The organism is Cohnella panacarvi Gsoil 349 (assembly GCF_000515335.1).
Lineage (GTDB): Bacteria > Bacillota > Bacilli > Paenibacillales > Paenibacillaceae > Cohnella > Cohnella panacarvi.
This window is the reverse complement of the sequence record NZ_KI911563.1, coordinates 2,059,256-2,079,490: the sequence shown is the minus strand read 5'-3', so window position 1 is coordinate 2,079,490 and position 20,235 is coordinate 2,059,256. Positions and strand designations below refer to the sequence as shown.

Below are 20,235 nucleotides of genomic sequence, written 5' to 3'. Positions count from 1 at the left end.
ACATGGCGCCGATGTCCTCCGTTTCTTGTTGAATATACGGAAAGGAAGATTACGATGCCGACGGATTCCGCTGTCAAGCGCAGCGTGCCCAAAATCGCCTTGTGGTCGGTACTTGTACCGCTGCTGAATGTAATCGTGCATTCCGCGATCTTCATATTCCTGAGAGACAGCGAACTGAATCCGGTCGTCTATGCGATTCTGGCCATCCTATGGGGAGTCGCGGGCGTATATACGATCTACTGGTCCCTCAACTGGGTGATCGAGCAATACTCGGACACGTGGAAAAGGAGAATTCAGCCGTTCCTCTTCATCGGACCCGCGATCGGGCTGCTCGGCTGGCTGTTGCTTATCCCGACGATCCGGACGCTGATCATGAGCTTTCAGGACGAATCGTCCAGTAAATTCGTCGGCTTCGCCAACTACGCGGCGGTATTCACGAACCGCCTGCTGCTGACGGCGCTTCGCAACAACCTGCTTTGGGTCGTCTTCGGGGCGACGGCATGCATCCTTCTCGGCTTGCTGATCGCGGTGCTCGCCGACCGAAGCAGCTTCGAGAAGCTGGCGAAGGCGATCATCTTCATGCCGATGGCGATTTCCTTTGTCGCCGCGGGCGTGATCTGGAAGTTTATTTATTACTATCAGCCGGGCGACGAGCAGATCGGTCTGCTGAACGCGATCGTCGTCTATTTCGGCGGAGAGCCCCAAGCTTGGACGAGCGCGTACCTACCTTGGAACAACCTTTTCCTGATCTTGATCCTGATCTGGATGCAGACCGGGTTCGCGATGGTCATCTTGTCCGCTGCGCTCAAGAGCGTCCCCGAAGACATTCTCGAGGCCGCTCGGATGGACGGAGCGGGAGAAATCCGCATTTTCTTCCGGATCATCATCCCGTACATCTCGACGACGCTATTGTCCGTGACGACGACGGTCATCGTGTTTACATTGAAAATATTCGACGTGGTCATGGTCATGACGGGTGGACAGTACGATACCGAGGTCGTGGCGACCCAATTCTACCGTCAGTTCTTCATGTACCAAAACTTCGGATACGGCTCGACGCTTGCCATCGTGCTTCTGATCGCCGTCATCCCCGTGATCGTGTTCAACCTGCGGCAGATCCGGAAGCAGGGGGAGATCTAATATGAGAAGGAAACATTCGCGCCGTAACGGTTCCAAGGCGCTCGTTAATACGATATTGGCCGTAATTTGCCTAATCTGGCTTATCCCGACGCTAGGATTGTTCGTGTCTTCGTTCAGGCCGGCCAGCGAAATTCTGGGCTCCGGCTGGTGGACGGTCGCGCCTCATCGCGAGAACGTCACGAAAGACCAAATCCAACTGCCGAAGGATACCGATCTTAGTCAGCCGATCCAAGTCGAGGACCAAACCTTCAGCGACGAACAGTTGCGAAGCGGCGTCAAGGCGTCCGACGGCTCGACGCTGGTCTGGGAGAACCGCCGCGCGCGTTTGATCAATGTTCAAGAACCCGGCTGGGTCGCGAATACGACCTTCACGCTCGACAACTATGAGGGCGTGCTGACAGGGAAAACGTATAAGCTCAAGCAACCCGACGGCAGCGAGCGGACGGAGAAGGGCAGCAACATGTCGAGGGCTTTCCTGAACACGGTCGTCGTCTCGATTCCGGCGACGGTCATCCCGATCCTGATCGCCAGCTTCGCCGCCTACGCGTTTGCGTGGCTGAAGTTTCCGCTCCGCAAGACGCTGTTCGTCGTCGTGATCATGCTGCTCGTCGTGCCGCTGCAAGTCGCGCTTATTCCGGTGTCCAATGATTTCGCCTCGCTAGGCTTGAACGGCAATTTCCTCGGGACCTGGATCGCGCACGCCGGGTTCGGGCTTCCGCTGGCGACTTACTTTATGTATTCGTATATTAGCCAGCTTCCGAAGGATTTGTTCGAATCGGCCTATATGGACGGCGCGACGAACTTCACGATATTCACGAGGCTGATCCTTCCGTTGGCGGTGCCTTCGATCGCTTCGATCAGTATTTTCCAGTTCCTGTGGGTGTGGAACGATTACCTGGTGTCTCTGATTTTCCTTGGCGGGCAGGAGGATGTTCAAGTGCTGTCCATGCGAATCGCCAATATGGTCGGTTCGCGCGGAGACGCCTGGCATCTGTTGACCGCCGCGGCGTTCGTGTCGATGCTCATGCCGCTGGCCGTCTTCTTCGGCTTGCAGCGTTACTTCGTGCGAGGCTTGCTGGGCGGGTCGGTCAAAGGGTAGCAGGGTGTAAGAAAAAGCGGCTTCCGCTCGGTGTTAGTGCCGGGGCGGGAGCCGCTTTTTGTTAGGCGTTGTTGTTGCCGAGTTCGCCGATAATGGCCGGAACGACCTCGAACAGATCCCCGACGATCCCGTAATCGGCGACGCCGAAGATGGGCGCGTCAGGGTCTTTGTTGATGGCGACGATAACTCGCGAACGGCTCATGCCCGCAAGATGCTGTACCGCGCCGCTGATGCCGCAGGCGATGTACAGGTCGGGCGTGACCGTTTTGCCGGTCTGGCCGATCTGCAGCGCGTAGTCGCAGTAGCCGGCATCGCAGGCCCCGCGCGACGCGCCGACGGCTCCGCCGAGCAAGCTCGCCAGCGCGGCAAGCGGTGCGAAGCCTTCCGCGCTTCGGACGCCGCGGCCGCCGGCGACGATGACGCGCGCCTCGGTCAAGTCGACGGCGGCGGAGACGCGCCGCACGACGTCGCGCACGACGATGCGCGTCTGCGGGGGGGTGAAGGCCGCGCTGCGGATCGGCGCGGCAGGGGTAAGCGCGCCCATCTCGGGGGCGGGCGGAAAGTTGTTCGGGCGCACCGTCACGATCCACGGGGCGCCCGGCAGCAAAGCGCGCTGCTCCAGCGCTTTGCCCGCGTGCAGCGCGCGCGTGAACCGGACGCTTCCGCCTTGGCCTGCGGCGGCGGATATCGCGTCCGAGATTTGCCCCGCCTCGAGGCGGGCGGCCAGCCGCGGGGCAAGATCGCGCCCGATCGCGGTGTGGCCGAGCCACCAAGCGTCGGGCGGTTGGTTTAGCGCCGCCGCCCCCGCGACGAGGGCGGCGGCGTACGTCTCCGGCGTGTAGCGGGAGAGGATGGGGTGATCGATGACGATCACCTCATCCGGCCCGCGGCACGCCAGTCGGGTTGCCTCGGCGGCGTCGGTGGCGCCGCCGGCGAGCAGCAGGACGGCGAGCTTGTCGCCGGCCGCCATGCACTGCCGTGCTGCGGCGATCGCCTCGAGCGAGACTCGCCGCAGCTTTCCGTCGCGGCATTCCGCGACGACCACGTGTTGCTTCATCGTCCGCTCACCTCCGGATATATAGGAGATTTACTCTTCCGTGGGTGTTGGTGCTGCTTTTGCGCCGAAGCAACGTTGTGCGGCAACGCTAATCCGGCTCGGTCCCGTAAGTGCGCCGAAGTAATGTTGCGCGGCAATGCTAATCCGGCTCGGTCCCGTGGGTGCGCCGAAGTAACGTTGTGCGGCAACGCTAATCCGGCTCGGTCCCGTGGGTGCGCCGAAGTAACGTTGTGCGGCAACGCTAATCCGGCTCGGTCCCGTAGGTGCGCCGAAGTAACGTTGCGCGGCAACGCTAATCCGGCTCGGTCCCGTGGGTGCGCCGAAGTAACGTTGTGCGGTAACGCAAAACCGGCTTGGTCCCGTGGGTGCGCCGAAGTAACAATGTGCGGCAACGCTAATCCGGCTCGGTCCCGTGGGTGGGCCGAAGTAACGTTGCGCGGCAACGCTAATCCGGCTCGGTCTCGTGGGTGCGCCGAAGTAACGTTGCGCGGCAACGCTAATCCGGCTCGGTCCCGTGGGTGCGCCGAAGTAACGTTGTGCGACAACGCTAATCCGGCTCGGTCCCGTGGGTGCTCCGATGTAACGTTGTGCGGTAACGCAAAACCGGCTTGGTCCCGTGGGTGCGCCGAAGTAACGTTGTGCGGCAATGCTAAATAGGCTCGGTCTCGTAGGTGCGCCGAAGTAACGTTACGCGGCAACGCTAATCCGGCTCGGTCCACTGTCCGCTCATTTTCGCCCCAGCACCTTCGCCTCGCCGCGCAGCAACGCAAGCAGCTCCGCCGCTTGCTCCGCCGGCGTGCCGCTCAGCTTCCGCCCGGGCGGCCGCGCGGGCTGCTCCTCGCACGCCAGCCGCTCGGTGCGCGGAGCGGTGGCGCCGCCTAGGGCCGCGACGGACAGTTCAGCCAACGGCTTGCGCTTCGCCTTCATAATTCCGGCGAGCGCCGGGTAACGCGGCTCGTTCAGCCCTTGCTGCGCGGTGAGCAGCGCGGGAATCGGCAGCTCCCAGCTTTCGCTGTCGCCCTCCGCGTCCCTCGTCACGCGCACGACGCGCCCTTCTACCGAGCACGCGATCACCGCTCCCGCGTGCGGCCATCCGAGCAGCTCCGCGACGCGAATCGCCACTTGGCCGGTTCCGTTATCGATCGAAAGATGCCCCGCGAACACGAGATCGTACGCTTTCGACTCGATCGCGCCGGCGATAAGACGCGATACCGCGTGCTCATCCAGCCCCTCCGCTTCCGAACGAATCCAGACGGCTTCGTCGGCCCCCATCGCAAGCCCCGTGCGAAGCGCCTCCACGGTTTCGTCTCCCCCGAGCGACAGCACCGTGACGGTGCCGCCATGCGTTTCTTTGATCCTCAGCGCTTCCTCCAAAGCAAACTCGTCGTAAGGATTGATCGTGCGTTTGATCGAATGGCCGTCGACTTTTCCTTGAACGACCCGAATCGGTTCGTCCGTCGCGATGACGGATTTGATCAGCACCGCGATGTCAATCGCAACCACCTCTCTTCGGGCGTGACGCCCGTGTTTTCGAAACGCGATGGAACGTGTCCTTTTTTGCCGATATGGGCATAACGGCGGGCGGCAGGCGAATAAATTTACGAGTAACAGACGGTAGCAGCTTCTTCTCAAGCTTATGAAGGGAGGGGCGGGTTCAGAAGGCGGGAGGCTTCGCGAGAGCGGGGAGAGATATGGCGAACGTATGGGTTTTCCTGGGGGTCATGCTGCTGGGCATCGGCGCTTTCGCGTGGATCGTGGCCGGCCGCATTCGGCTTATTATGGCGGGCAAGCAAGACGGCCGCATGGCGCTGTCGCGGGAACAAGCGAAGGCCGCAAGCGTTCAAGTGTTCGGGCATCGGCGTCTTCTGCAGGATCGGCGAAGCGGTGCGATGCATCTCGTATTGTTCTACGGATTCCTCGTGCTTCAGATCGGCGCGTTAGAAATCATCGTCAAAGGGGTGAGCGGCCGTTCGCTTCCTCTTGCGGACCGGCCGTGGTTCGGATTGGTGCAAGAGTTGACGGTGGCGCTTGTGCTGCTGGCCGTCGCTTACGCGGGTTACCGGCGGTACGTGCGGAGATTGAGCCGTCTGCCGAAAGGCCGGAAGCCGGCGCTCGTGTTGATCTGGATTTCGGCGCTCATGATCTCGATAGCGCTTACGCTGGCATTCGACCGGCTCAGGGAAGGGAGAGAAGCGTCGGCGATGGCGCCTTTGTCCTCGCCGCTTGCTTCGGGCCTCGACGCGATCCCGGCGGCAGTCGGTTACGAATCCGCTTGGTGGGCTCATCTCGTCCTGTTGCTCGGGTTTCTCGTCTATGTACCTTTATCGAAACATTTTCATCTCATGACCGCACCCGTCAATTGGTTATTCCGGCCGAAAGGGCCGCCGACGATGACGCCGCTGGATTTAGAAGACGAGTCCGCCGAGAAGTTCGGCATGAACGAGATCGCCGATCTGACGCGAGCGACGCGGCTCGATCTGTTCGCCTGCGTGGAATGCGGACGATGCACCGACGTCTGTCCGGCCGCGAACACGGACAAAGGGCTGTCCCCGATGCACTTGATGACGAAGCTCCGCGACACGATTCTGAACAAGGGCATGACGTTCACCCCGGCATTCGCCACGCCTGCGCAATCAAACACCGATCGCATGGACATTCACGCGACGATGGCCTGGCAATCCGCAGGATGGATACAGAGCCCCGAGGGCGCCGAGCCGTCGCTCATCGGAGAAGTCGTGACGGAGCAGGAGATTTGGTCGTGCACGACTTGCCGCGCTTGCGAGGAGCGCTGCCCGGTCGGCAACCGGCAGCTTACGCCTCTAATCGAGATGCGCAGGTACCTCGTTCTTACCGAAGGACGCATGCCGGCCGAGGCCAAAAGAACGCTGCAGAACATCGACAGGCAGAGTAATCCATGGGGGTTTCCCCGTCAAGAGAGAGCCGCATGGATAGAAGCGTTCGCCGCGCGGGAGGGCTGGCGCATCCCGACGATCCGGGACAATCCGAAGCCGCAATGGCTCTGGTGGGTCGGCAGCATGGGGGCTTACGACTTAAGAGCGAGGGGAGTGACGTTCGCGTTCGCGCGGCTGCTTCGCGAAGCCGGGGTATCGTTCGCCGTGCTCGGCGCGGAGGAGCGCAATTCGGGCGACACGCCGAGGCGGCTGGGCGACGAATATTTGTTTCAGGAGCTGTGCCGCGGCAACGTGGAGACGTTCAAGCGATACGGGATCAAGCGCATCGTCACGACTTGCCCGCATACGTACCATCTTTTCCGCAACGAATACCGGGATTTCGGATTCGAGGGGGAGGTGAGGCACCATACGGAGCTGCTCTCGGAGCTGGTCCAGGCAGGCCGACTAAAGCCGCGTCATGCCGTCGATAAGACGCTGACGTTCCACGACTCTTGTTACCTGGCGCGATATAACGGAATAACCGAGGCACCAAGGGCGATCATGTCCGCGATACCGGGACTGTCGCTGAACGAGATGGAGAAGTCGGGCAAGAACGGGCTGTGCTGCGGCGCCGGCGGCGGACGGATGTGGCTCGAAGAACCGGGGCGCAGAGTGAATGAAGTCAGGACGGCTCAAGCGCTTCATACGGGGGCGGACATCGTCGGTTCGTCTTGTCCCTATTGCCTGACGATGATGGAGGAGGGGCTGCGGAAGCACGGAGCGGAAGAAAGGACGTCGGCGCTGGACGTGGCGGAGCTGCTGGCAATGTCCGTGTTCCCGAGCCGGAATCGGGAGAGGTGAGGTCGGGATGTGGAACGTACGAAAAGCCGCGGTGATCGGAGCCGGCGTTATGGGTTCGGCGATCGCCGCGCATTTGGCGAACGCGGGCGTCCCTTGCTTGCTGCTCGATCTGGAGGGGCTGGCGGCCAAGGGGCTTGCGAAGCTGAAGGATACGAAGCCGGCGGCGCTCTATGATCCGGCATTCGTATCGCGAATAACGCCTGGCGACTTGGATCGGGATTTGGCCGCGCTCGCAAGCTGCGATTGGGTGATCGAAGCCGTGTCGGAGAGGCTCGAGGTTAAACATTCGGTATGGACGAAAATCGCGTCGGTTTGGAAGCCGGGCATCGTCGTCAGCAGCAATACGTCGGGATTATCGATCGAAGCGATCGTGTCGGTATGCGGGACGGAGATGCGCAGACATGCGGTCGTGACGCATTTTTTCAATCCGCCTCGTTATATGAAGCTGGTAGAGGTCGTACCTTGCCGGGAGACGGATCAGACTCTGGTCAAGGAGGTGGCCGCGTTCTGCCGGGACCGGCTCGGCAAAGGGGTCGTCATCGCCAAGGATACGCCCAACTTTATCGCGAACCGGATCGGCACGTTTTCGATTCTGGCTACGTTGAACGCCATGGAGAAACACGGGCTTACGATCGAGGAGGTGGATGCGGTTACCGGTCCGCTCATGGGGCGGCCGAAAAGCGCGACTTTCCGCACGCTCGACATCGTCGGGCTGGATACGTTCCTGCACGTGTGCCGCAACGTGCGCGAGAATACGGACGACGCGATCGAGGCGGAAGCTTTCGCTCCTCCCCGGATCGTCGAAGAGCTTGTCGAGCGAGGTTGGATCGGGGAGAAGAGCGGCAGCGGGTTTTACCGTAAAAACAAAAACGCGAAGGAGGCGGGTGACCGGATTGAGGCGCTAGACCCTGCGACGATGGCTTATGTGCCGAGAGCAGGGGTGAACTCGCCGTTGTTGGACGCGGTAAGAATGGCTAAGGGCACCGCCGGCAAGCTGCAGGCGATTGTGCAAGCGGCGGAAGGCGACCGGCTGGCCGCGTTCGCCCGCGACGTGCTGGAAGCGTCTCTGATCTATGCAGCCGACAAGCTGGGAGAAATCGCGGACACGGTCAGCGAGATCGACCAAGCGATGAAGTGGGGCTTCAATTGGGAGCATGGCCCGTTCGAGACATGGGACGCCCTCGGTTCGGAGACGCTCGCGAACTCGCTGGAGGAACGGGGAAAAGCAGTGCCTGCGCCTGTTGCGGCGTTGCTCGAACGAGGAGCGAAGTCTTTCTACGCAAGGATGGACGGCAAATCTGTTTATTTCGCGAAAGGAGAATATAAGCCGGCGGAAGAACCGCCGGATGAAATATCGCTGCGGCTCTTGAAGGATAGCGGCAAGGTCGTATTCGCGGGCGACGGGGCCAGCTTGTTCGATCTCGGAGACGAAGTGGCTTGCCTGGCGTTCCACTCTCCGAACAATGCGATCGGACCCGGCGTTCTGGCGGCGATTCGCCGATCCGTAGACGAGACGGATCGCAATTGGCGAGGGCTCGTGCTCGCTAACGAAGGGCGCAATTTCTGCGTCGGAGCGAACTTGATGCTGCTGCTGATGGAAGCGGAGAACGAAGAATGGGACGAAATCGATCTCATCATCGGCGATTTTCAGAATAGCATGCGCGCGCTGCGGACTTTGGCCCGGCCGGTCGTCGCCGCGCCGCATCGGATGACGCTGGGGGGAGGCGTGGAAGCATGCATGCCCGCGGACCGGATCGTGTTCTCTGCGGAGACGTATTTCGGTCTCGTGGAGACGGGCGTCGGGCTTATTCCCGCGGGAGGCGGATGCTTGGCCGCGGCCGCGCTCGCGCAGGATCGGGCGGAGGCGGCGAATTTGGACGACGTTCGCCAGCCGCTGACCGCCTTGTTCGAGACGATCGCCATGGCCAAAGTGTCGGACAGCGCTTATGGGGCAAATCGGCTTGGGTACTGGCGTCCCGGCGATAAAGTCGTCGTGCGGGAAGAGTCGCGAATCTCCGAAGCTAAGCGGACGGTGCTTGAGCTGGATCGGCTCGGCTACGCGCCGCAAGGCGGGAATCGGAAGATCGCCGTAGGCGGGCGGGATGCCGCGGCGGTGCTGAAGCTGGGCGTCCAGTCGATGCGAAGAGGAGGTTATATTACCGATTACGACGTGACGATCGCGAATAAGTTGGCGGGCGTGCTGACCGGCGGTGACGTCTCTGCCGGCACGATCGTCGACGAGCAGCGGCTGCTCGACTTGGAGCGCGAGGCGTTCCTCAGCCTGTGCGGCGAACGGCAGACGCGAGACCGCATGCGTCACATGCTGGCGACAGGCAAGCCGCTGCGGAATTAAGGGCCTGTGAAGCTGTTAAATGGGCGCGAGTGTTGGGTTTCCGCGAATTAGGGGCCTGTGAAGCCTCTAAATGGGAGTGATGGTGGGTTTCCTCGAATTAGAGGCCTGAGAAGCCTCTAAATGGCACGAGTGTTGGGTTTCCGCGAATTAGAGGTTTGTGAGGCCTTTAAATGGGAGTGATGGTGGGTTTCCTCGAATTAGAGGCCTGAGAGGCCTCTAAATGGGTACGAGTGTTGGGTTTCCGCGAATTAGAGGTTTGTGAGGCCTTTAAGTGGGAGTGATGGTGGGTTTCCTCGAATTAGGGGCCTGTGAGGCTTTTAAATGGGCCCGAGTGTTGGATTTCCGCAAATTAGAGGTTTGTGAGGCCTCTAAATGGGCACGAGTGTTGGGTTTCCGCGAATTAGAGGTTTGTGAGGCCTCTAAATGGGCACGAGTGTTGGGTTTCCGCGAATTCGAGGTCTGTGAGGCCTTTAAATGGGCACGAGTGTTGGGTTTCCGCGAATTAGAGGTTTGTGAGGCCTTTAAGTGGGAGTGATGGTGGGTTTCCTCGAATTAGGGGCCTGTGAGGCCTTTAAATGGGCCCGAGTGTTGGATTTCCGCAAATTAGAGGTTTGTGAGGCCTCTAAATGGGCACGAGTGTTGGGTTTCCGCGAATTAGAGGTCTGTGAGGCCTTTAAATGGGCACGAGTGTTGGGTTTCCGCAAATTAGAGGCCTGTGAAGCCTCTAAATGGCACGAGTGTTGGGTTTCCGCGAATTAGGAGTCTGTGAGGCCTTTAAATGGGCCCGAGTGTTGGGTTTCCGCAAATTAGAGGTCTGTGAGGCCTTTAAATGGGCACGAGTGTTGGGTTTCCGCGAATTAGAGGTTTGTGAGGCCTCTAAATGGGCCCGAGTGTTGGGTTTCCGCGAATTAGAGGTCTGTGAGGCCTTTAAGTGGGCCCGAGTGTTGGGTTTCCGCGAATTAGGGGCCTGTGAAGCCTCTAAATGGCACGAGTGTTGGGTTTCCGCGAATTAGAGGTCTGTGAGGCCTTTAAATGGGAGTGATGGTGGGTTTCCTCGAATTAGAGGCCTGAGAGGCTTCTAAATGGGTACGAGTGTTGGGTTTCCGCGAATTAGAGGCTTATGAGGCCTTTAATGGGCGCGAGTGTTGGGTTTCCGCAAATTAGAGGCCTGAGAGGCTTCTAAATGGGTACGAGTGTTGGGTTTCCGCGAATTAGAGGTTTGTGAGGCCTTTAAATGGGCACGAGTGTTGGGTTTCCGCAAATTAGAGGTCTGTGAGGCCTTTAAATGGGCACGAGTGTTGGGTTTCCGCAAATTAGAGGCTTATGAGGCCTTTAAATGGGCACGAGTGTTGGGTTTCCGCAAATTAGAGGTTTGTGAGGCCTCTAAATGGGTACGAGTGTTGAGTAACAGAGGCGAAGTCGCCGTCCTGGAAAATACCCCCGAAGGGAGGGAACGCGATGAGAGAAGCGGTGATCGTATCGGCTGTACGTACGGCGGTCGGACGGGGGAAGAAGGGCGGCTTTGCCGATACGCGCCCGGAGGATCTCGGAGCGGCCGTGCTTCGGGAAGCGGTGGCGCGAGTACCGGGGCTGACGCCGGGGGACGTCGACGACGTCGTTCTCGGCTGCGCGATGCCCGAAGGGGAGCAAGGGCTTAACGTCGCTCGGCATATCGTATTACACGCGGGGTTTCCCGTATCGGTTCCCGCGGTTACCGTGAATCGGTTCTGCGCTTCCGGCCTGCAAGCGATCGCCCAAGCGTCGGCGTACATTGCGACAGGTGGCGCGGAAGTTGTCGTAGCCGGCGGGGTGGAAAGCATGAGCCGGGTTCCGATGACCGGTTTCAAGCTGTCTCCTCATCCGGGTCTATTAGAGAATCTACCCGCAGCTTATATGGGGATGGGGCACACGGCGGAACTCGTGGCGCGCAGGTGCAGGGTGACGCGGGAGATGCAAGACCGGTTCGCGGCGGAGAGCCATCGGAAAGCGGCGATCGCCGCTGCCGCCGGAAGGTTCGCGGACGAAATCGTGCCCTTCCGGGGAGTTGCCCAAGACGAGTGCATCCGGGCGGACACTTCGCTGGAGAAACTGGCGGCGTTGAAGCCCTCCTTCGCCCTGAACGGCACCGTAACGGCTGGCAACTCTTCTCCTAATAGCGACGGCGCGGCGGCGCTTGTCCTTATGAGCCGGGAGATGGCGGAGCGGCTGGGCGTGCAGCCGCTCGCGGCTTTCCGCGCTTATGCGGTAGCGGGACTACAACCGGAGGTGATGGGACTCGGTCCGATCGAGGCGGTGCCCAAAGCGTTGCGGCAAGCGGGCATCGGCGCGGAGCAAGTATCGCTGTGGGAGATCAACGAGGCGTTCGCCGCGCAGTGCGTTCCCGTGATCGACCGGCTCGAGATCGATCCGGAGCTCGTCAACGTGAACGGCGGGGCGATCGCGCTCGGCCATCCGCTCGGCTGCACCGGAGCGAAGCTGACGGTCACGTTGCTGCACGAGCTGCATCGGTTAGGCGGCGGATACGGAGTCGTAACGATGTGCATCGGTGGAGGGATGGGCGCGGCCGGCGTATTCGAAACGTTATAGCAATAACACGCATCGGGATAAGGAGGTGGCTCGCGATGGGTGCGCCGATATGGGGAGGCGGAAGGTTTATCGTAGAGGATGCCGATCCGAAGTACGTCGTGACGCCCGAGGACTTCACGGAGGAACAGCGCATGCTGGCGGACGCCGTTCGCGCGTTCGTCGAACGGGATGTCGGGCCGCGAGACGAAGCGATCGAGAAGCTCGATTACGAACTAACCGTCCAGTTGATGCGCAAAGCGGGGGAGATCGGTTTGCTCGGCGCGGACGTGCCCGAAGCGTACGGGGGGCTCGGCCTCGACAAGGTGAGCACGACGCTTCTGTCGGAGACGTTGTCGCCGGCTTCGTCGTTTGCTCTGACGATAGGCGCGCATACCGGGATCGGTACGCTGCCGATCGTATTTTTCGGGACGGATGAGCAGAAGGAACGTTGGTTGCCGGACTTGGCGGCCGGGACGCGCATCGCGGCTTATTGCTTGACGGAGCCGGGTTCGGGCTCGGACGCGCTTGGCGCCCGCACGACGGCGACGCTGTCGGAGGACGGGGCGCACTATGTGCTTAACGGCTCCAAGCAATATATTACGAACGCAGGGTTCGCTGACGTGTTCATCGTCTATGCCAAGGTGGACGGCGCGCATTTCAGCGCTTTTATCGTCGAGCGGGATACGCCGGGCTTCTCCGTCGGACCGGAGGAACGCAAGATGGGCATTAAAGGTTCTTCCACCAGACCGCTGTTTTTCGAGGATGCGCCCGTCCCCGCGAGCCAACTGCTCGGCGAAGTCGGCAAAGGGCATCTCATCGCGTTCAATGTGCTCAACATCGGCCGGTTCAAGTTGGCTGCCGGCTGTCTCGGCGGCATGAAGGAAGCGATCAGGCTCTCTTCGGCCTATGCGAATACGCGCAAACAATTCGGCAAGCCGATATCGGCGTTTCCGCTTGTCGCTGCGAAGCTGGCGGACATGAACACGCTCGCGTTCGCGACGGAAAGCATGGTCTACCGAACGGCCGGGCTAATTGACGACGCGCTGGCGGTCGCCAATCCAAACCATTCTGACGGCGGGATCGAGGTGGCCAAAGCCGTCGCCGAATATACCCTGGAATGCTCCATCAACAAAGTGTTCGCTTCCGAGGCGATGGACCGCATCGTCGATGAAGGCGTTCAAATTCACGGCGGCTGCGGCTACATCCAGGAATATAAAATCGAACGCTTATACCGCGATTCGCGGATTAACCGGATATTCGAAGGGACGAACGAAATCAATCGGCTGCTCATCCCGGCTACGCTCATCAGAAGGGCGCTCAAAGGCGAGCTGCCGTTGATCGCCAAAGCGCAGGAAGTTCAGAAAGAATTGCTCAACCCGACGATCGCCGCCCTGCCGGCAACGGGACCGCTGGCCCAACAGACGGCGATCGTGACGGCGCTCAAGAAAGTATTCCTTATGGTAGGCGGCCTCGCCATTCAGACGCACGGGCTGCGGATGGATCGCGAGCAAGAGATCGTCGCTTCACTCGCGGACGCCATGATCGAGCTGTACGCGCTCGAAAGCGCCTTGCTTCGAGCCCGCAAGCTGCAGGGTAGACATCCTGACGACGCTAGCCTAGCCATCGATATGACGTCTCTGTTCGCCGAAGAGGCGCTGGAGAAGGCGGGACGACGGGCGCGGCAGCTCCTCGCGGGGCTGGTCTCCGGAGAAAACCTCCGCCTGCATTTATCCGTGTTGAAGCGGTTGTTGAAGTTCGATTCCGGAGACGTAACGGCGCTTCGCAGACGCATCGCTGCGCGCGTCATATCGGCCGAGCAATATGTCGGATTCTAAGGGGCGATCCTCATGAGCGAGACGAACGACAAGCCTTGGCTCCGCTATTATCCGTTGGACGTACCGCTGACGGCGACGTATCCGAAGACGAACGTCGCGCGACTGCTGCTGCAGGCGGCTGCCGACTATCCGCGCCATGAGGCGCTGGATTTCATGGGAAAGACGACGACCTACGCCGAGCTGCTGGCACAATGCCGAAGAATGGCCCATTCGCTTCAAACCATGGGGATCGCCAAGGGCGAACGGGTGGCGATCATGCTCCCGAATTGCCCGCAAGCGGTCGTTTCCTATTACGGTGCGTTAATGGCCGGAGCGACGGTCGTGCAGACGAACCCTCTGTACACGGGAAGGGAGCTGCACGCGCAGTTGATGGATTCGGGCGCGCGCGTTATAGTCGTCCTCGATTTGCTCATGCCTCGAGTACAGGAAGCGAGGAAGGGAACGCCATTGGAACGTATCGTCGTCGCTTCGCTGGCGGACGCGCTCCCTTTTCCCAAAAGCTGGCTGTACCCGATCAAGAGACGCCAAGAACATCCGAATCTGCAAGTCGATTACGGCGATTCCGCCGTCGTTCGATGGACCCGTTGGCTGCGTCAAGGCAAAGAAACGCCGGTATGCGCGGAAGTGGACGCGGAACGCGACATCGCGATGCTTCAATATACGGGGGGGACGACCGGAGCGCCGAAAGGCGTTATGCTGTCGCACGCGAACTTGCTGGCTAATACGATGCAAGCAGCGGCATGGTGCACGGGTTTACGGCGAGGCAAGGAGAGGTACTTGGCCGCGCTGCCGCTGTTCCACGTGTTCGGAATGACCGTATTGCTCAATCAAAGCGTCTACCAGGCAAGCTCGCTCGTGCTCGTGCCGAGATTCAATGTGACAATGGTACTGGATACGATTCGCCGGCGGCAGCCGACGGTGTTCCCGGGAGCGCCGACGATGTACATCGCGCTGTTGAACGCTCCGGGATTGGACATAACGGACTTAAGCTCCATCAATCTGTGCGTAAGCGGAGCCGCGCCGCTGCCGCGGGAAGTGCAGGAGCGATTCGAACAGTTGTCCGGCGGCAAGTTAATCGAAGGCTACGGCCTAACGGAAGCGTCTCCCGTGACCCATTGCAATCCGATCAGGGGACGACGCAAGAACGGAACGATCGGGGTGCCTCTCCCCGATACGGACGCGCGCATCGTCGGTCAAGACAGCCTTGATCCGTTGCCAATCGGAGAGTTGGGCGAGCTCGCGGTTAAAGGGCCTCAGGTCATGGCGGGTTATTGGGGCAAACCCGAGGATACCGCGGCGGTTCTGCAGGACGGATGGCTGCGTACCGGCGATCTGGGCACGATGGACGAGGACGGGTTTTTCACGATTATGGACCGAATGAAGGACGTGATCATAGCAGGCGGCTTTAACGTATACCCGAGAGAAGTCGAGGAAGTATTGTTCGAGCATCCCGCGATCAAGGAGGCGGCCGTGTTAGGCGTTCCCGACGAATACCGGGGCGAGACCGTCAAAGCTTATATCGTGCTTAAGGACGGCTGGCAAACGTCGGCCATGCAGCTCGACCGTTGGTGCCGCGACCGTCTGGCCGCCTATAAAGTGCCCAAGGAATACGAGTTTCGGAACAGCCTGCCGCTATCGATCATCGGCAAAGTACTGAGGCGGAAATTAAAAGGTGAGTAAAGTCGAGCCCGACGAAGATTCAATTTTTTCAAGGGTGAGTAAAGTCGAGCCCGACGAAGATTCAATTTTTTCAAGGGTGAGTAAAGTCGAACCCGACGAAGATTCAATTTTTTCAAGGGTGAGTAAAGTCGAGCCCGACGAAGATTCAATTTTTTCAAGGGTGAGTAAAGTCGAGCCCGACGAAGATTCAATTTTTTCAAGGAGGAGGAACAACCTTAAGGATTGCTAAAATTTGGTTGAACTTCGTTGATGGGCCGGCGTTCATTCGCTATACTAAACCCATGTGATGCAAATTTTCTCCGTACGCTGTATAATTAAGAAAGCGTTTACAATCCATTTAGTTGCCGGATCGGGATGGAGGTGTTCAAGGTGACGGTCAGCCGAAATAAACGAATAGAGAGGAGGGGGCGAATCGGTAAGCGAAGGGGGAAGCTTCTTCGCGATTGGAGGACGATCGGCGCGATGTCCTTCGCGTTCATCGGACTTAACGCGGCGCCGGTACATGCCTCGGCGGCAGGGGCGGCTTCCGCTGCCGCGACGCAAGTTACCGTCGGAACGCTGCCGCTGCTCGCGGCGCTTGGTCTCGGTATCGCGGCAGCCGTCGGCGCGGTCATCGCCTTTCTGCAAATGACCGCCAAAGGCAAAGCGATGAGCGGACAACAGCGGGTTTCCGCTAACGACGAAGACGACGATCAGGGCGAAGCCTATGCGGAGACGTTCGAGGAAGAGTCGGCGTCCGCGCCCGAGTACGAAGAGGATGATCCCTTGACGGACTATACGATTCCGATAACGAGGATACTGGATTCGCCCGGTGCGGCGTTGCCCGCTCGCGACAGCGAGCCTCGATTGTGCGGCATCGTGGGAGAGCATGCGGGCGTGAGTTATAAGCTGGATCGCCGGCTTCTGATCGGCAGGGACGCGGGACAATGCGGCGTCGTGTTTCCTTATGAAGCAGGGGAAGTAAGCCGTCGGCATTGCACGGTTAGATACGTTCCGGAGGAGAAGATATTTCTGCTGGAGGATCACGGTTCCTCTAACGGCACGTTCCTCGCGAGCGGCGTCCGACTGGAGCCGGGCAAACAGTACGAGCTTCGAGACGGCGACCGGTTCTCCTTGTCGGGCTCGTCCCATTCATTCGAAGTAAGGGCTGGCGGTTGATCCGAAACCTTGGCTGCATACGGGCAACCCAAATCCCAAGGTTTATCTTTAACACCTGTCCGTTAAATGGTATAATCAGAAAATGCAGGATATTTAAGTCGCAGGCATGCGGCAGCGAATCGACGAAGGTGAAAGTTGAACCCGAATGGGTTCTCCGGGTGGAGCAACACAAGATCCGCTCCGGGAGAATGCTTGCCCGGAATCCATTCCGCTGGGAGGGAATTGCATGGCCAAACGCAGCCACAACGAAGTTCAGGAAAGTTTGCGAGAACTGACTAGAATTTTCCGCCCCAAGGATCCGCGCAAATTCGTTAAGGATTACATCCGCAAGTACAGAATTACCGGAGGATATGAAGACGAGTTGACCGTCATCGTGGAACGCGAGCTGGTCAAGTTAAATACTCCCGCCTCTTAACCAAGAGCGGGCAGCTGAACTGGCAATCCGAGACCGCAAGGTCTTGCGATTGACGGTTCTTTTTTTCGCGCGGGTAGCTCGTCCGGCGCTAGCTCCCGCATACAATAGTGGCGAGAAGCGCATACGCGTGCATGGAGGAGGGGATGCGGTGGGAAAAGTCAAACGAGCGATTCCGATCCGGTCTCGGGACGAAATCGATCAGATGGCTGTCGTCGGCAGATTGGCCGCGGAGCTGCGACACGAGCTAGGGCGAAGGGTGAGGCCGGGAATAACGACGCTGGAGCTTGACGCTTTCGCCGATCGATTCATGAAGGAACGCGGCGCCTACCCGGGGCAAAAAGGGTTTCACGGTTATCCAAACGCGATCTGCGCCGCCGTTAACGATTGCGTATGCCACGGCTTGCCCGATGAGAGGGAGCTGCGCGACGGAGATCTCGTCACGCTCGACTTCGTCGTGGAATTGAACGGATGGATGGCGGATACGGCATGGACCTATGCGGTAGGGACCGTCGCTCCCGAGCATGAACGGCTGCGAGCTGCCGCGTACCGCGCGATGATGAACGGAATCGAGCAAGCAAGACCGAGAATGACGCTCGGGGATATCGCGGAACAGGTGCGATTAGTCGCGGAATCGGGCCGGTACGGCGTGATCAGCCAATTCGGAGGTCATGGAATAGGCAGATCGATGCACGAGCCTCCGGAAGTTCCGTTCGTCGGGGAGCCGGGCCGGGGCGTCCGCCTCAAAGAAGGGATGGTCATCACGATAGAGCCGATGCTGACGATCGGCCCTCCGGAAATTTATATAAAGGAAGACGGGTGGTCGATAATGACGGAAAAGGGCGGCTGGGCCGCCCAATTTGAGCATACGGTCGCGATTACGCCGGAAGGGCCGCTTGTTCTAACGAAATAGGATTCGTTCTTAGCGATTCGGTTGCTTCTGATCTACCGGGGTCAGGGGCAGCGGAATCGCGTTGCCATGTCCGAATACGTATTGAACCAGCGTATTGAATCGCGGAGTAAGCCGGGACAAGTCCTTATGTCCCCATGCCGCCTTGGCATATTCCGCCGACTGGTTTACCCACTCCCGGTTCGCCGAAATATGCACTTCCTGCACGCGCTGGTGCATGTCGCGCACCGTATCGCCGATCACTTGCCGCAGCTCCTTGGACAAATCGTCCTCGTCTTTGTGGGTAAAATACGAATTGTACGGCGTCGCGACCTGGCGACCGTCCCATTTGGAGCTGCCGTTCTGGATATTGTACACGCCCTCGGTCGTGCCGGTATTGTCTTGCTCCTCTCCGCTCTGGCCGCCGCGCGCGCGGGTTCCCGTTGCCGACCAGTCGGTCATGATGGCCACGTAGGCGTTCTTATCCGTCAGGAACACCATGGCCGAATTGATGCCCGGAAGAGAAGCGACCTTATTGGAGATCGCCGAGCTGTATTCGAAATATCGGTTGTCATGCTGTCGCGGATTTCCGGTTTCGTCCCCGTACGAGCGCACGTGAAGCATTTTCGGATCGCCCGAAGATCGGCTTGCGTAATCGTAATTGCTCTTCTGAAAATGGCCTTTGTAGTTGCAAGCGGTGACAGACGTAATCATGATAACGGCGCCTACTAAGGCGAATAAGCGGCGAGATGAAATCATTCGATAAATCCCTCCCAGTAATCGTCCGCGGCGGGTACGCGGTTAAACTCATGAATAGCGTTTACCGCCGGCGGAAAACTATGCGGCATGAGCCATACATAAAACCAGGTTGGAATGGCAAAAAGAGAAGGGACGAAACAATTGCGCGCGTTGTCGAAACGACTCGCATCGGTCAGCGAGGCCGGGATCGGGACGCGCTTTCCGAGACTTTCGCCAAAGTTCAAAAACCCTACAACGGCAACGTTTTTGACAGTTTTGAGAACAATTTGTGAACTGTCCTGTGAACATTGACAACAAGGCGGAACAATCTTTATATTTATTAGAGTGCTTGAAGAGCGTTTGTTGTTTGGTCCAGCATCCGAGTACATATAGATGGCGCGCAAGAGCTACATAATAACGCGATCTATGAAAACGTCAAATTGGGGTTGATAATGATGAATCGGTGGCACGTAATGAAACGACTGCTTCCGCTGACGGCGATATTTATGCTGATTTTGTCGGCGTGCGGAAGAGAAGACCTCTCTACGCTGAACCCGCAAGGGCCGGTGGCTGAGACGCAATACGATTTAATGAAGCTGTCCATTGGCATTATGACTTTGGTCGTCGTCGTTGTATTTGCCATCTGTATTTACGTCTTGATCAAGTTCCGCCGCCGCAAAGGCGACAAGACGATTCCGAAGCAAGTCGAAGGCAATCACACGCTCGAGATTATTTGGACGGTGATTCCGCTCGTATTGCTTCTCATTCTCGGCGTTCCGACCATCCAGCACGTGTTCGGACTCGCGAAGGACTATTCGGACGACAAGAGCGCCGTCCATGTCAAAGTTACGGCGCATCAATATTGGTGGGAATTCGAATATACGGATTACGGCATTACGACAGCTCAGGAATTGATCGTGCCGACAGACAAGAAAATTCAATTCGACCTGACCGCCGCGGACGTCAAACACTCGTTCTGGATTCCGGCAATCGGCGGCAAGATGGACACGAACCCTGGCATGACCAACAATATGTACTTGGAATTCCCGAACGAGGGCGTGTTCCGGGGTAAGTGCGCAGAGCTTTGCGGACCTTCCCACGCGCTGATGGATTTCAAAGCGAAGGCCGTTAGCTCGGATTCCTTCGATCGTTGGGTTTCCGCGATGAAGGCGCCTGCGGTTATGCCGGCGGATCCGGAAATCGCCGAAACGTTCAACGCGCAATGCTTGTCTTGCCACGCGGTTGGCGAGAAAGGCGGCAACTCCGCTCCGAACTTGACCGGCATCGGCGGTCGCCAGACGGTTGCGGGCATCTTGTTCAACTCGGACGTCGTGGCCGATCCTGAGAAGGAAGATAAAACGACGGCTGAAAACCTGCATGATTGGATTGCCGATCCGCAGAAAGTGAAACCGGGCAATACGATGCCTCAAGTCGACCTGACGCCAGAGCAGATCGATGGAATCGCCAAGTACTTGGCGGGATACAAACTCGATTACTAACACTAATCATGCGGGAACTTGAAGGGGGTACGCGGTCTTGTCTGCACATGCACATGAG

Annotated in this window: 15 protein-coding genes; 12 read left to right on the top strand and 3 right to left on the bottom strand. The window is 59.0% G+C overall.

The genetic code is table 11. The features are described 5' to 3' along the window. Positions 1 to 54 precede the first annotated feature (54 nt). Positions 55 to 1,140 carry a carbohydrate ABC transporter permease gene (locus COHPA_RS0109945; protein ID WP_027086030.1) on the top strand — a complete coding sequence of 362 codons (1,086 nt, stop codon included), beginning with the start codon at positions 55 to 57 and terminating at the stop codon, positions 1,138 to 1,140. A 1-nt stretch (position 1,141) separates the two neighbouring features. Further along, positions 1,142 to 2,239 (top strand): carbohydrate ABC transporter permease, encoded by a 1,098-nt coding sequence (locus COHPA_RS0109940; protein ID WP_027086029.1) that lies wholly within the window; start codon positions 1,142 to 1,144, stop codon positions 2,237 to 2,239. 61 nt (positions 2,240 to 2,300) lie between these two features. Here COHPA_RS0109940 and COHPA_RS0109935 read toward each other — a convergent pair whose 3' ends face one another. Continuing rightward, on the bottom strand, positions 2,301 to 3,296 hold the full coding sequence (locus COHPA_RS0109935; RefSeq protein ID WP_027086028.1) for an electron transfer flavoprotein subunit alpha/FixB family protein: 996 nt from the start codon (positions 3,294 to 3,296) through the stop codon (positions 2,301 to 2,303). A 726-nt stretch (positions 3,297 to 4,022) separates the two neighbouring features. Beyond that, positions 4,023 to 4,799, bottom strand: a complete 777-nt coding sequence (locus tag COHPA_RS0109930; protein ID WP_027086027.1) for an electron transfer flavoprotein subunit beta — start codon at positions 4,797 to 4,799, stop codon at positions 4,023 to 4,025. A 188-nt stretch (positions 4,800 to 4,987) separates the two neighbouring features. On the opposite strand from COHPA_RS0109930, the gene COHPA_RS0109925 reads away from it, so the two are divergent. From COHPA_RS0109925 to map, 9 genes are all read left to right on the top strand, one after another. Continuing rightward, positions 4,988 to 7,048, top strand: a complete 2,061-nt coding sequence (locus COHPA_RS0109925; protein ID WP_027086026.1) for a heterodisulfide reductase-related iron-sulfur binding cluster — start codon at positions 4,988 to 4,990, stop codon at positions 7,046 to 7,048. Positions 7,049 to 7,055: 7 nt separating this feature from the next. Beyond that, positions 7,056 to 9,401: a 3-hydroxyacyl-CoA dehydrogenase/enoyl-CoA hydratase family protein gene (locus tag COHPA_RS0109920; protein ID WP_027086025.1), complete on the top strand. Its 2,346-nt coding sequence runs from the start codon at positions 7,056 to 7,058 to the stop codon at positions 9,399 to 9,401. Between the two features lie 1,458 nt (positions 9,402 to 10,859). Then, positions 10,860 to 11,987 (top strand): thiolase family protein, encoded by a 1,128-nt coding sequence (locus COHPA_RS0109905; protein WP_027086022.1) that lies wholly within the window; start codon positions 10,860 to 10,862, stop codon positions 11,985 to 11,987. Positions 11,988 to 12,022: 35 nt separating this feature from the next. Further along, a complete protein-coding gene (locus tag COHPA_RS0109900) occupies positions 12,023 to 13,801 on the top strand; it encodes an acyl-CoA dehydrogenase family protein (protein WP_027086021.1) in 1,779 nt (592 codons plus the stop codon). A gap of 12 nt (positions 13,802 to 13,813) precedes the next feature. Then, positions 13,814 to 15,481 carry a long-chain-fatty-acid--CoA ligase gene (locus COHPA_RS0109895; RefSeq protein WP_027086020.1) on the top strand — a complete coding sequence of 556 codons (1,668 nt, stop codon included), beginning with the start codon at positions 13,814 to 13,816 and terminating at the stop codon, positions 15,479 to 15,481. Beyond that, positions 15,474 to 15,710: a hypothetical protein gene (locus COHPA_RS0109890; protein WP_027086019.1), complete on the top strand. Its 237-nt coding sequence runs from the start codon at positions 15,474 to 15,476 to the stop codon at positions 15,708 to 15,710. The genes COHPA_RS0109895 and COHPA_RS0109890 overlap by 8 nt, the downstream gene beginning before the upstream one ends. Positions 15,711 to 15,850: 140 nt before the next feature. Continuing rightward, positions 15,851 to 16,639 (top strand): FHA domain-containing protein, encoded by a 789-nt coding sequence (locus COHPA_RS0109885; protein ID WP_169733258.1) that lies wholly within the window; start codon positions 15,851 to 15,853, stop codon positions 16,637 to 16,639. Between the two features lie 226 nt (positions 16,640 to 16,865). Continuing rightward, the gene (locus tag COHPA_RS0109880) at positions 16,866 to 17,054 is read left to right on the top strand and encodes a hypothetical protein (protein WP_027086017.1); all 189 of its coding nucleotides are present in this window, start codon (positions 16,866 to 16,868) and stop codon (positions 17,052 to 17,054) included. Between the two features lie 148 nt (positions 17,055 to 17,202). Further along, positions 17,203 to 17,964 (top strand): type I methionyl aminopeptidase, encoded by a 762-nt coding sequence (map, locus tag COHPA_RS0109875; protein ID WP_027086016.1) that lies wholly within the window; start codon positions 17,203 to 17,205, stop codon positions 17,962 to 17,964. A 9-nt stretch (positions 17,965 to 17,973) separates the two neighbouring features. On the opposite strand, the gene COHPA_RS0109870 is transcribed toward map, so the two are convergent. Beyond that, positions 17,974 to 18,699, bottom strand: a complete 726-nt coding sequence (locus COHPA_RS0109870; RefSeq protein ID WP_027086015.1) for a YhcN/YlaJ family sporulation lipoprotein — start codon at positions 18,697 to 18,699, stop codon at positions 17,974 to 17,976. A gap of 431 nt (positions 18,700 to 19,130) precedes the next feature. Here COHPA_RS0109870 and coxB point away from each other — a divergent pair, with 431 nt between their 5' ends. Next, positions 19,131 to 20,177, top strand: a complete 1,047-nt coding sequence (gene coxB, locus COHPA_RS0109860) for a cytochrome c oxidase subunit II (protein ID WP_035119413.1) — start codon at positions 19,131 to 19,133, stop codon at positions 20,175 to 20,177. Positions 20,178 to 20,235 lie beyond the last annotated feature (58 nt).

Coding starts and splice junctions, on each gene's coding strand:
- COHPA_RS0109945 (WP_027086030.1), top strand. CDS start 55: ATGCCGACGGATTCCGCTGTCAAGCGCAGCGTGCCCAAAATCGCCTTG.
- COHPA_RS0109940 (WP_027086029.1), top strand. CDS start 1,142: ATGAGAAGGAAACATTCGCGCCGTAACGGTTCCAAGGCGCTCGTTAAT.
- COHPA_RS0109935 (WP_027086028.1), bottom strand. CDS start 3,296: ATGAAGCAACACGTGGTCGTCGCGGAATGCCGCGACGGAAAGCTGCGG.
- COHPA_RS0109925 (WP_027086026.1), top strand. CDS start 4,988: ATGGCGAACGTATGGGTTTTCCTGGGGGTCATGCTGCTGGGCATCGGC.
- COHPA_RS0109920 (WP_027086025.1), top strand. CDS start 7,056: ATGTGGAACGTACGAAAAGCCGCGGTGATCGGAGCCGGCGTTATGGGT.
- COHPA_RS0109905 (WP_027086022.1), top strand. CDS start 10,860: ATGAGAGAAGCGGTGATCGTATCGGCTGTACGTACGGCGGTCGGACGG.
- COHPA_RS0109900 (WP_027086021.1), top strand. CDS start 12,023: ATGGGTGCGCCGATATGGGGAGGCGGAAGGTTTATCGTAGAGGATGCC.
- COHPA_RS0109895 (WP_027086020.1), top strand. CDS start 13,814: ATGAGCGAGACGAACGACAAGCCTTGGCTCCGCTATTATCCGTTGGAC.
- COHPA_RS0109880 (WP_027086017.1), top strand. CDS start 16,866: ATGGCCAAACGCAGCCACAACGAAGTTCAGGAAAGTTTGCGAGAACTG.
- COHPA_RS0109870 (WP_027086015.1), bottom strand. CDS start 18,699: ATGATTTCATCTCGCCGCTTATTCGCCTTAGTAGGCGCCGTTATCATG.
- coxB (WP_035119413.1), top strand. CDS start 19,131: ATGATGAATCGGTGGCACGTAATGAAACGACTGCTTCCGCTGACGGCG.